The organism is Crossiella sp. NPDC003009 (assembly GCF_053591555.1).
This window is the reverse complement of record NZ_JBSFUA010000072.1, coordinates 19,119-30,334: the sequence shown is the minus strand read 5'-3', so window position 1 is coordinate 30,334 and position 11,216 is coordinate 19,119. Positions and strand designations below refer to the sequence as shown.

Below are 11,216 nucleotides of genomic sequence, written 5' to 3'. Positions count from 1 at the left end.
TTGCGGGGCGGGGTTTGGGTTGCCGACTCAAGACCCAGCGTGCTCGCGGTCCTCTTGTCTTCTCCGCACGACCTTCCGACAGCGAACCACATCCCAGCGAGCAGCCGCCGTCACGCTGATCGGCGTTGGCGGCGGTTGCTGTGAGCGTCTGCTCGCCGGGATGCGGTTAGCAGTCTCCAGGCCGTACGGAGAAGACAAGAGGCCCTCTTCGTGGGTTTTCACCCCGAGCTAACCCCGGGCCTTGCCCGACGCTCTACGAGCGCCGGTCAGGCCACTGCGGTTGCTGAGCCTGCTGCTGTTGTTGTTGCTGTTGCTGCTGGGGATGCCCGCCGTTCTGCGTCCCGTGCTGTCCCTGTCCCTGCCCCGGCTGCTGCTGTCCCTGTCCCTGCCCCTGGCCGTGCATCGGCTGGGTGGGTTGCGCGTGCTGCATCGGCTGGGTCGGCTGCGGGTGCTGACCCATCGGCTGCGTTGGCTGCGCGTGCTGCATGGGCTGGGTCGGCTGGTGGCCGTGCGGGGGGCGGGACTGGGGCGGCATGGTCTGCTGGCCGTGACCTTGCGCACCCGGGTGCATGTGTAGGGATTGCCCGTGTTGTGGCCCATACCCTGCCTGCATGGCCTGGACCGCCTCCGGTGACAGGATCACGGTTGAGTCCGGATCGGCGTGGTGCGGGTCGTTCGCCGCGACCACGATCCGGGGTATCTGTACCGTGTTGGCCGCATCCATCGGCGAGGTGGCGTCGTCTGGTGTGACGACGAAGGAGCCACGCGCCCTGGCACGGGCTAGCAGCTCATCGGCCCGTTCGCGGGGATCCATCGCGCTGGCCTCTCCTGCGTTGCCTCGTCGCCTGGGGCGGATTTGCCGGCAGGCGGATACGGAGATCATCCCCCACGCTGTGGTGGTCGCTCTCCGGAGCCGCCGCTCGCCTGGTCCGGGTTCTCTGCAAGAGTATTCCGTCCCAGGGGGTCTCGTCAGGGTGAAGAGGAGTAACGGCATGTCGGCCAGTCCGGCGCCAGTCGAGGAGCAGGGGGAACGTGTGCGAAAACTGTCCGGTGTTGACGCGGTCGTGCTGGTCGGCGGCCAGGGCACCCGGTTGCGGCCGCTGACGCTGTCGGCGCCCAAACCGATGCTGCCGACGGCGGGTGTTCCCTTCCTCACCCACCTGCTCTCCCGGATCAGGGCGGCCGGCATCACCCATGTGGTGCTCGGCACCTCGTACAAGGCCTCGGTCTTCGAGGAGTACTTCGGCGACGGGTCGCGGCTGGGCCTTGAGCTGGAGTACGTGGTCGAGGACACCCCGCTCGGCACCGGCGGCGGCATCCGCAACGCGGCCTCCCGGCTGCGCGCCGAGCACATCATGGTCTTCAACGGCGACATCCTCTCCGGGGTCGACCTGGGCGCGGTCGCCGAGACCCACATCGGCAACGACGCCGACGTCACCCTGCACCTGGTGAAGGTGCCCGACCCGCGCGCCTTCGGCTGCGTGCCCACCGACGCCGACGGCCGGGTGCTCGCCTTCCTGGAGAAGACCGAGAACCCGCCGGCGGACCAGATCAACGCCGGTTGCTACGTCTTCAAGCGCTCGGTGCTGGAGGACATCCCGGCCGACCGGCCGGTCTCGGTGGAGCGGGAGACCTTCCCCGGCCTGCTGGAGCGCGGCGCCCGCCTGCAGGGCCACGTGGACTCCTCCTACTGGCTGGACCTTGGCACCCCGGCCGCCTTCGTCAAGGGCTCGGCGGACCTGGTCCGTGGCCTGGCCCCCTCCGACGCGCTGCCCGCGCCAGCCGGGGAGTCGATCGTGCTGGACGGCGCGCTGGTCCGCGCGGACGCCAAGCTGGTCAACGGCAGCACCGTCGGCGCGGGCGCCCAGGTCGGCCCCGGCGCGACCGTGGACGGCTCGGTGCTCTTCGACGGTGCGGTGATCGGCGCGAACGCGGTGGTCGAGCGCAGCGTCATCGGCGCGGGCGCGCGGATCGGCGACGGTGCGGTGCTGCGCGGCGCGGTGATCGGTGACGGTGCGGTCGTCGGCGCCCGCTGCGAGCTGCTGGACGGCCTGCGGGTGTGGCCGAACACGGCACTCGCCGACGGCTCGGTGCGCTTCAGCCACGACGCATGACCCTGGCCGCCCCGGCCGCCGAGCGGGCCTGGACCCCGCCGTTCGCTCTGGACCTGGCCGCCGTGCTCAAGCCGCTGCGCCGCGGCCCGGCCGACCCGTGCCTGCGGATCGGCCAGGACGGCACGGCCTGGCGCGCGAGCAACACCCCGGCCGGAACCGCCACCCTGGCCCTGCGCCGCACCGGCGGTGAGATCAGGGCCAGCGCCTGGGGGCCTGGCGCGGACCTGGCGCTGGCCGCGCTGCCGGACCTGCTGGGCGCGGGGGACGACGACACCGGCTTCGTCGCGCACCACCCGCTGATCGCGGAGTCCCGGCGGCGCGCGCCGGGGCTGCGGATCGGGCGGACGGGGCAGGTCTGGGACGTGCTGATCCCGGCGGTGCTGGAGCAGAAGGTGACCGGCAAGGAGGCCTGGCGGTCTTGGCGGGAGCTGTGCCGCCGCTTCGGCACCCCGGCCCCCGGCCCCGCGCTGCCCGGCCGCCCAGCCTCCGGCCCCGCGCTGCCCGGCACCCCGGCCTCCGCCTCCGCGCTGCCCGGCACCCCGGACCTCGAGCTCGCCCCACCCGGCGCGCCTTTCTCCCCGCCCGCGGCCCCGGCCCCGCTCTACACCCCGCCCACTCCCCGCGCCCTGCTCGCGATCCCCGACTGGGAATGGCACCGCGCCGGCGTCGACAGCGCTCGCCGCCGCACCCTGCTCGCCGCTGCCTCCGTGGCCACCCGCCTGGAACGCGCCGTCGACCTCGGCGGTGAGGCGGGCCGCGAGCTGCTCCGCAAGGTCCCCGGCATCGGGGTCTGGACCGCGGCCGAGATCGCCCAGCGGGCCTGGGGGGATCCGGACGCGGTCAGTGTCGGCGACTTCCACCTGCACGACGTGGTCGGCTGGGCGCTGGCCGGGCGCAAGGCCAGTGACGAGGAGATGCTGGAGATCCTCGCGCCCTACGCCCCGCAGCGGCAGCGGGCCATCCGCTACCTGGAGTGCTCCGGGGCCCGCAAACCACGCTTCGGGCCCCGGTTCGCCGGTCGGGACTACCGGGCGATCTGACGCAGCGCCAGCTCCACCAGCCGCGGCACACTGTCCACATTGGACGGAAGTCCATCGACCGGCCACCACTGGAGGTCGACCGACTCCGCGCTGCGCACCGGCTGGGCGCCCACCGGCGCGCGCACCAGGTACCGGACGTCCAGGTGCCTGGTCGGCTGGCCCAGTGAGCAGGTGATCGGGTGCACCTCCAGGTGCAGCGGGACCGGTTCGATCACCAGGCCGTCGATGCCGGACTCCTCGGTGGCCTCGCGCAGGGCGGCGGCCAGCAGGGTGGGGTCCTCGGGCTCGCAGTGGCCGCCCAGTTGCAGCCAGCGGCCCACCCTCGGGTGCAGGGTGAGCAGCACCTGCTCCGCGGTGGCGTCCAGCACGATCGCGGAGGCGGTCAGGTGGCCCGGCACGCAGGAGCGCTGACAACCGTCCTCGCGGGCGGCCAGGAAGCTCAGGAACGCGTGCCGCAGGCTCTCCTGGTTCGGATCCGCCGGCCGCCAGTCCGACAGCTCGGCGACCGCTTCGGCGTGCAGGCTCACAGCTCGATCAACTCCCCCTCGACGGACCGCGGCGGCCTCGGCGCGAGGGGGCCGTCCGCCGGATATCCCACCGCCACCGCGCCCAGCGGCGCGTAATCGGCTGGCAGATCCAGGATCGAGCGCACGGTGTCCGGGCAGAAGATGGTCGAGGACACCCAGCAGGAGCCCAGTCCCTCGGCCGCCAGCGCCACCAGCAGGCCCTGCACGGCCGCGCCACCGGCCACGGTGAACATCGTCTTCTCCGCCGCGCTACGTCGCTCGTCCGGGTAGTCGTGCGCGCCGTCGGGAACTCCGAACGGCAGCACGATCTCCGGCGCGCCGTACAGCAGGTCGCCGCGCTTGATCCGCCGCTCGATCCGCTCCGCCGGCCAGCCGTCGGCGCGCAGGTCAGCGCGCCACTGCTCGCGCATGCCGTCCAGCAGCTTGGCCCGCAGCGCCCGGTCGCGCAGCCAGACGAAGCGCACCGGGTGGGTGTGGTGCGGCGCGGGCGCGGTCAGCGCGACGCCGACCGCCCTGCGCACCAGCGCCGCGGGCACCTCCTCCTGGCTGAAGGTCCGGATCGAGCGCCGGGTCAGCACCGCCTCCCGGCGGCCCTGCTCGATCGCGAGATCCGTGCCCAGCCGGAACAGGTCGTCTGCCAGTGGCCGGACCAGGTCACGGGCGGTGGAGCCGTCGTCCACAATGGACATTCCGCGGACCACGGCCACCGGCAGCCCGCCAAGCTTGCCCTTCACCAGGTCGGCCGCCGCGGCCAGCTCGTCGGCCACCGCCACCTCGGTGACGTGCAGCTCGTTGCCCTGCTGGTCGGTCGACCCGGCATAGCGGTGCAGCACGGTGAGCCCGGCCGCGCCGATCGCCGCGTCGGTCTGCCCGACCCGCCAGGCCCGGCCCATGGTGTCGGTGACCACCACCGCGACCGTGACGCCCAGCCGCTCGCGCAGCTCCGCGCGCAGCCTCGCCGCCGAGCCGTCCGGGTCCTCCGGCAGCAGCGCCAGCTCGTCGGCGGCCACGTTGGAGCCGTCCACCCCGGCCGCCGCCTGCACGATGCCCAGCCGGTTCTCGGTGATCAGCGTGCGGAACTTCTGCGCCACCAGCCGGACCGACTCGGCGGCCACCAGCTCCCGGCGCAGCGCGTCCCGCTGCTCGGGATCGGCGGGCGCGCTGACCAGTCGGCCCTCCACTTTGGACAGAACCTTGCTGGTCACCACCAGCACGTCACCGTCGCGCAGCCAGGGCGCGGCCCCGGCCAGCGCGGTCGCCAGGTCGTCACCCGGCCGGAACTCCGGCAGACCGGTGACCGGCAGGATCTCCAGGGAAGCCGCGGCGTGGTCAGCCAACGGACACCCCGCCCAGCTCGAAGGCGTCCCTTGCCATCTGCGCGGTAGCGTCCACAGTGGACATGAGCAGTGGCACTGCGCGCACCTCGACCCCGTCCACCAGCGCGGAGTCCCCGGTGTGCACCAGCCAGCCGTCCAACACGCCACCGGACTTGCGCGATCCGTAGTGCCTGCCCACCGCCTCCGCGGTGGAGGCCACCCCGATCGCGGTCAGGCAGGCGTCGGCCATCCCGCGCAACGGTTTGCCGTCGATGATCGGCGACAGCCCGATGACCGGGGCCTCGGTCGCCGCGACCGCGGCCCGGATGCCCGGCACCGCCAGGATGGTGCCCACGCTGACCACCGGGTTCGACGGCGCGAGCAGCACGATGTCCGCGCCCGCGATCGCCTCGGCCACCCCCGGCGCCGGCTTGGCCTGCTCCGCGCCGACCGCCACGATCGCCCGCGCCGGCAGCTGCGCCCGGTACCGGACCCACCACTCCTGGAAGTGGATCGCCTTGGGCTCACCGGAGTCCGGATCCTCGATCGAGACATAGGTCTCACACCGGTCGTCGGTGGCCGGCAGCAGCCGCACCCCCGGCTGCCAGCGGTCGCACAGCGCCTCGGTCACCGCGGAGAGCGGGTAGTCCGCGCGCAGCATCCGGGAGCGCACCAGGTGGGTGGCGATGTCCCGGTCGCCGAGCCCGAACCAGCTCGGTTCGGCGCCGTAGGCCGCCAGCTCCTCCTTGACCGTCCAGCTCTCACCCGCGCGGCCCCAGCCGCGCTCGGTGTCGATGCCACCCCCCAGGGTGTACATGCAGGTGTCCAGATCCGGACACACCCGCAGGCCGTGCAGCCACACGTCGTCGCCGTTGTTCACCACCGCGGTGATCTCGTGCGGCGACGCGCCCGCGCCGACCGCGGGCAGGCCCAGCGCGGCCTTGACCCCTTGCAGGAAACGGGCGCCACCGACGCCACCTACCAGCACAACGACCTTCACAGTCGCCCATCCTCCCCGTTTTGCCCGAACGGGCGAACTTGGGGGCCGCGCTCCGTAATCATGATCACCACGGCGAACGCCCCTCCCAGAACCGGAACCCGGCCTGGCCCTTGAACAGCTCGATGATGTCGCCGCCCAGCGACTCATAGCTCCACAGCACCACGCCGGAGAACGCCTGGCCAACCAGCGGCACCCCGATCAGCAGCGCGAACAGCACAAAAGGCGCCCACGGCCGGGCCTTCGCGCCGAACTCCCTGGCTTGGTAGGACAGGTACGGCTCGATCACGCCGAACCCGTCAAGGCCGGGAATGGGCAGGATGTTGAGCACGAAGGTGAACAATTGCAGGTAGGCCAGATAGGACAGTCCGGCCGCCAGCCCTTCGGGTGGATTTGTCAGTACCACCGTCGCAATGAGCAACAGACCGATCACCAGGTTCGCCATCGGCCCGGCCAGCGAGACGAAGGACTCCCCGCGCCGGGTGCGCAACGCGTGCCGATCGATCCACACCGCGCCCCCGGGCAGCGGGATGCCACCGATGGCGAGCAGCAGCAGCGGCAGCAGCAGGCTCAGCACCGGATCGGTGTACCTGCGGATGTCCAGGGTGAGATATCCCTTGTGCCGCACCGAATAATCGCCATTGCGGAAGGCGAGATAGGCGTGCCCGAACTCGTGCAGGCACAGCGAGACCGCCCAGCCACCGAGCACCAACAGGACGATTCCGGCAGTGCGTGCCACATTCTGGTCCAAGGTGGACAGCACGCCGCCGCCGACCGTGACGGCCAGCAGGATTAGGAACAGCGGGCTTGGGGCAACCGAGGATCTCGTCACAGCAACACTCTGCCCTGCCGGTGAACCTCCTTGCCAGCGGGGCAGATTCGTCCCCCGTCGTGTGTACTTGGCTTGACCCTCTTGCATCCCACAGGTCTAATCACATTGGTGTCATTCGTCGGGTGGGACGGCGAATGGGGTCCGCCACCGGGGAGTGCGGGAGGAGCGGACAGTGGAAGAGAACGAAGGGAGCCGAGTGGGAGAGCGGGACTCCGCACCCACTGGCGTGGGAGTGCTGGTCGATCTCTTCGACCCCGCCCTGGAGGCGGACGAGGAGCACGACTGGCAGGAACGGGCACTGTGCGCGCAAACCGACCCGGAGGCGTTCTTCCCTGAGAAGGGTGGATCCACCAGGGAGGCCAAGCGGATCTGTGCCGGTTGCGAGGTTCGGGCCGAGTGCCTCGAGTACGCCCTTGCGCATGATGAGCGCTTCGGCATCTGGGGCGGTCTGTCCGAGCGAGAGCGCCGCAAGCTCAAACGCCGAGCGGTGTGACATAACGGTTCGGTGTGGCCGGGTGAGATCACCCGGTCGCACCCCGTAGCGTTTTCCACCACGTGCCAGTGGATTCCACCGGCACGTGGTGGAAGCGCCGCCGACTCGAGGGACCAGCTTGCCGCACCCGCAGCCGGGCACAGTGCCGGTGCTCGCCGTGATCGTCTGCCACGAGGGCGCGGAATGGTTGCGGCCGCTGCTCTCCGCGCTGCGCCACCAGACCCTGCGCCCCCGGCACATCCTGGCCGTGGACACCGGATCCACCGACGCCACCGCCCGCCTGCTCGCCGCCGCGGCCACTGGTCCGGACCGGCTGCTCGACGGCGTGCTCACCGAATCCCCAGGCACCGGATTCGGCGTCGCCGTTGCCAAAGCCGTCGAAGCCGCCACCGAGCGCTGGGGCGACCCCGGCAAGTGGATCTGGTTGCTGCACGACGACTCCGCGCCCGAACCCGACTGCCTGCCCGCCCTGCTGAGCACCGCCGAGCTCGCGCCGTCGGCGGCCATCCTCGGCCCGCTCGCGGTGGACTGGGCCGATCCCAGGCTGGTGGTGCAGGGCGGACTGTCCCTGGACGCCTCCGGCCACACCCAGACCGGCATCTCCGGCGCGGAACTGGCGCACGGCGGCGGCTTCGACCAGAGCAGGGACGTGCTCGCGGTCGGCACCGCGGGCGCGCTGGTCCGGCGCGAGGTGTGGGAGGCCCTCGGCGGGCTGGATCCCGCGCTGCCACTGGGCTGCGACGACATCGACCTCGGCTGGCGGGCCAACCTGGCCGGGCACCTGGTGCTGCTGGTGCCCACCGCCCGGATCCGGCATGCCCGTGCCGCGGAACGGGATCAGCGACCGGTGCACGCGGTGCCCAGCCTGGCCCGCGCCCGCCGCGTGCACGGCCTGCGCACCTTCCTGGTCAACACGAGCCTGCCCTCCTTCGTGCTCGGCCTGCCCCGGCTCGCGGTGCTGTGCGTGCTGCGCGCGCTGGGATTCCTGTTGCTGCGCCGGACAACTTCCGCGGGCGACGAGCTGGCCGCGCTGGGTTACCTCTTCGGCGGCCGGGCCGGTCTGCTGGCCGCGCGGCGATCCCGCGCCGCCACCCGCACGGTGCCACCATCGGAGATCCGCGGACTGTTCACCTCCCGGCTCACCAGACTGCGCAACGCGGTGCAGGGCGGGCTGCTGCACCTGCTGCGCAACCGGGTGCGCGCCGATGTCAGCCTCGGCCGGATCCCGGCCAGCCCGGTGCCGGAATGGACCGAACCCGGTGCGCCACAACGCCGTCCCGGCCCACCCGCACTGCCCGCCGGCGCGCTCGGGCCGAGCCGCCGCCGGGACGCCGCGCGCAGGTTGGGACCCGCCGGACTGCGCCGGCCGGCCGGACCGGTGGTGGTCGAGGTCGCGGCCACCGCGGCGCTCCAGCGCAGGCCCAGCCCGCGCCCCCGGCCCTCGCCGGTGCCGCGCGGCACCCCGCGACCGGCCGAGCTGGTGCTGGTGGAGATCGACCGCGGCCGGGTGCTGCGCGAACTGCTGCTCAGCCCGGTGCTGTTCCTGGTGCTCGGCCTGACCGTGCTGGCGCTGGCCACTCAGTGGGCCAGACTCGGCGGCGACCTCGCGGGCGGCAGGCTGCTGCCCGCCGGGAGCCTCAGCGAGACCTGGGTCGGCTACGTGGCCACCTGGCAACCGGTCGCGGGCGGCAGCATCGCGCCCGCGCCGACCAGCGCCGGGGTGCTCGCGGTGCTGGGTTCGGTGTTCGGCGGCCCGTCAGCGGTGGTCTCGGTGCTGCTGCTCGGCGACCTGCCGCTGGCCGGGCTGACCGCCTACCTGGCCACCCGCCGCCTGCGTGCCTCGCGCGCGGTCCGGGCCGCGGTGGCCGCCGGGTACGCGCTGCTGCCCATCGCCACCGCCGCCACCGCGCAGGGCAGGCTGGACGTGGTGGTCGCGCACATCCTGCTGCCGCCGGCGCTGGCCGGGGTGGCCGCGATCCTGTGGCCCCGGCGGCCGGACATCGGCTGGCTGTCGGTCACCTGCGCCACCGCGCTCGCGCTGGCCGTGCTGGGCGCCTTCCACCCGCTGCCGCACCTGCTGGTGCTGCTGGCCGCGCTGACCGGGTTCGTGCTGGTGCCGGGCGAAGGCCGCCGCCGGGTGGCCGCGCTGTTCACCCTGGTGCTGCTGCCGCTGGCACTCCAGCTGCCCTGGCCCGCACAGGTGCTGCGGCATCCCTCGGTGCTGCTGCACGGCACCGGAGCCCCGATCCGGGAGACCCGCGCCAACCCGCTCGACCTGCTGGCCCTCTACCCCGGCGGCCCCGGCGCGCTGCCCTGGCTCGGCCTGGTCGCGGTGCTGGCCGCGCTGACCGCCGCGGTGCTGCGCCCCCGCCCGCTGATGCTGCCCGGACTGGGCCTGCTCGTGCTGGGCGCGGCCGCGGCCATCGCGGCCGGACTGATCGAGGTCACCCCGGTCAACGGCGGCCCGCCCAGCACCGGCTGGACCGGCGCCCCGCTGCTGCTGGCCGCCTGCGGCCTGGCCTGGATCGTGCTCACCGCGGCCCTGCCCGGCCCGCCGGTCGCGATCCCGGCCCGGCTGCTCGCCGGCACCGGAGCCGCGACCCTGGCCGCCCTCGCCGCGAGCACGCTGCTGGCCGGCTCGGACGGCCCGCTGCAGGCCGCGCCGCCGGTGCTGGTGAACAGCCTGCTGGCCGAGCTGCGGGAGACCGGCACGGCGGTGCTGGAGGTCGGCGCGTTCGGCCGGCCCAGCCGCCAGACCACCGGCCGCCTGCCCCGCTTCGGCGACGACGACGTGCTGGCCGCGCCCGGCGCCGCCCAGCGGGTCAACGACACCGCCACCGCCCTGCGCGCCGGCACCTCGGAGGCCGTCCGCGCCGCCCTGCAGTCCGCGGGCGCCAGCGGCATCCGGTTCTTGCTGCTGCCCGACCCGGCCACCGCCACCAGGGTCCGCGCCGCCGCCCCCGACCTGGTGGTGGCCGACGTCACCGCCACCGACGGCCGCCCGGTGCTGCGCCTGCCCACCGCCCGCGGCCCGGTCACCCTGCTGGCCGGCGAGGCCGCGCTGCGCGCCCGCACCGGCGGCATCCCGGCCGGACCGGTCGAGTTCACCTCGGTCGAGGCCCGGCCGCCGGAGATCGCCGTCGCGGTCAGCGCGGGACCGCTGGGCCGGGTGCTGGTGGTCGCCGCCGAGGACGAACGCGGCTGGGTGGCCACCGTCGATGGCCGCGAGGTCCCGCTGGCCAGGGCCTACGGCCACCTGGTCGCGGTCGCCCTGCCGGAAACCGCCGCCGAGATCCGCGTCACAGTCCCCGCCACCCTGCCGACTTTGCTTCTGCTGGCCCAGGCGGCGATCGCCCTGTTCACCGCGCTGACCGCGGTGCCTAGTCGCCGTCGATGACTTCCGGGTCCAGGCCGAGGTAGGTGGCGACCTGCTCGACGAGCACGTCGTGCACCAGGTCGGAGAGGTCCGCGCCGTCCTTCGCGCGGGCTTCCAGCGGGCGGCGGTAGAGCACGATGCGCGCCCGGGTGGGCAGGCCGCGGCGGTCGACGCCGGCCGGCACCAGCCGGGCCAGCGGCACGTTGCCGTCCTCGACCACGTCATCGCCCCAGCTCAGCGCCTCGGGCTTGGCCGAGGGCAGCTCAGGGACGTCGTCCACCGCGACGTCCAGCTGGGTCAGCTCGTTGCGCCAGCGCTGCTCGATCGGCTCCAGGGCCTCCAGCACCACCGCGTCGAAACGCTCCGAGCGACTGCGGGCAGCAGGCATCGTCGAGGGGTAGAGCTGCCCTCGCATACCTCGCCCGTGCCGGTCCCGACGCTGCCTGATCCCCCGTCGGGTACCCCTTGCCATCACCACGGCCACTGAGGGTACGCGGATGTCATCCGCGTGCCTGCCGCAC

10 protein-coding genes are annotated in these 11,216 nt (G+C 73.5%); 5 read left to right on the top strand and 5 right to left on the bottom strand.

All coding sequences use genetic code 11. From position 1 onward, the window contains the following. Positions 1 to 280: 280 nt before the first annotated feature. The 3 genes from ACWDY5_RS39210 (at position 281) to ACWDY5_RS39200 (ending at position 3,154) form a co-directional block, all read left to right on the top strand. On the top strand, positions 281 to 577 hold the full coding sequence (locus ACWDY5_RS39210; protein ID WP_449727197.1) for a hypothetical protein: 297 nt from the start codon (positions 281 to 283) through the stop codon (positions 575 to 577). 415 nt (positions 578 to 992) lie between these two features. Further along, on the top strand, positions 993 to 2,114 hold the full coding sequence (locus tag ACWDY5_RS39205; RefSeq protein WP_449727196.1) for a sugar phosphate nucleotidyltransferase: 1,122 nt from the start codon (positions 993 to 995) through the stop codon (positions 2,112 to 2,114). Continuing rightward, a complete protein-coding gene (locus ACWDY5_RS39200) occupies positions 2,111 to 3,154 on the top strand; it encodes a DNA-3-methyladenine glycosylase family protein (protein WP_449727195.1) in 1,044 nt (347 codons plus the stop codon). The genes ACWDY5_RS39205 and ACWDY5_RS39200 overlap by 4 nt, the downstream gene beginning before the upstream one ends. Here the strand turns inward: ACWDY5_RS39200 and ACWDY5_RS39195 are convergent. From ACWDY5_RS39195 to ACWDY5_RS39180, 4 genes are all read right to left on the bottom strand, one after another. Then, the gene (locus ACWDY5_RS39195) at positions 3,139 to 3,681 is read right to left on the bottom strand and encodes an NUDIX hydrolase (RefSeq protein WP_449727194.1); all 543 of its coding nucleotides are present in this window, start codon (positions 3,679 to 3,681) and stop codon (positions 3,139 to 3,141) included. The genes ACWDY5_RS39200 and ACWDY5_RS39195 overlap by 16 nt on opposite strands. After that, complete coding sequence (locus ACWDY5_RS39190; protein ID WP_449727193.1) at positions 3,678 to 5,018, bottom strand: coenzyme F420-0:L-glutamate ligase; 1,341 nt, start codon at positions 5,016 to 5,018, stop codon at positions 3,678 to 3,680. Before ACWDY5_RS39190 ends, ACWDY5_RS39195 begins: the two co-directional genes overlap by 4 nt. Next, positions 5,011 to 5,997, bottom strand: a complete 987-nt coding sequence (gene cofD, locus ACWDY5_RS39185) for a 2-phospho-L-lactate transferase (protein ID WP_252484281.1) — start codon at positions 5,995 to 5,997, stop codon at positions 5,011 to 5,013. Before cofD ends, ACWDY5_RS39190 begins: the two co-directional genes overlap by 8 nt. Positions 5,998 to 6,061: 64 nt before the next feature. After that, positions 6,062 to 6,826, bottom strand: coding sequence for a site-2 protease family protein (locus ACWDY5_RS39180; protein WP_449727192.1), 765 nt, complete (start codon positions 6,824 to 6,826; stop codon positions 6,062 to 6,064). 226 nt (positions 6,827 to 7,052) lie between these two features. On the opposite strand from ACWDY5_RS39180, the gene ACWDY5_RS39175 reads away from it, so the two are divergent. Both ACWDY5_RS39175 and ACWDY5_RS39170 read left to right on the top strand, forming a co-directional pair. Continuing rightward, entirely contained in the window at positions 7,053 to 7,319 is a 267-nt protein-coding gene (locus ACWDY5_RS39175) for a WhiB family transcriptional regulator (RefSeq protein ID WP_252484290.1), read from the top strand. Positions 7,320 to 7,437: 118 nt separating this feature from the next. Then, complete coding sequence (locus tag ACWDY5_RS39170) at positions 7,438 to 10,716, top strand: glycosyltransferase family 2 protein (RefSeq protein ID WP_449727191.1); 3,279 nt, start codon at positions 7,438 to 7,440, stop codon at positions 10,714 to 10,716. Here the strand turns inward: ACWDY5_RS39170 and ACWDY5_RS39165 are convergent. After that, positions 10,700 to 11,167 carry a metallopeptidase family protein gene (locus ACWDY5_RS39165; RefSeq protein WP_252484289.1) on the bottom strand — a complete coding sequence of 156 codons (468 nt, stop codon included), beginning with the start codon at positions 11,165 to 11,167 and terminating at the stop codon, positions 10,700 to 10,702. The two genes, ACWDY5_RS39170 and ACWDY5_RS39165, sit on opposite strands and share 17 nt — an antisense overlap. Positions 11,168 to 11,216 lie beyond the last annotated feature (49 nt).

What these genes read in the sequence shown, in the direction of transcription:
- ACWDY5_RS39205 (WP_449727196.1), top strand. Translation starts at nt 993, where the DNA reads ATGTCGGCCAGTCCGGCGCCAGTCGAGGAGCAGGGGGAACGTGTGCGA.
- ACWDY5_RS39165 (WP_252484289.1), bottom strand. Translation starts at nt 11,167, where the DNA reads ATGGCAAGGGGTACCCGACGGGGGATCAGGCAGCGTCGGGACCGGCAC.
- ACWDY5_RS39200 (WP_449727195.1), top strand. Translation starts at nt 2,111, where the DNA reads ATGACCCTGGCCGCCCCGGCCGCCGAGCGGGCCTGGACCCCGCCGTTC.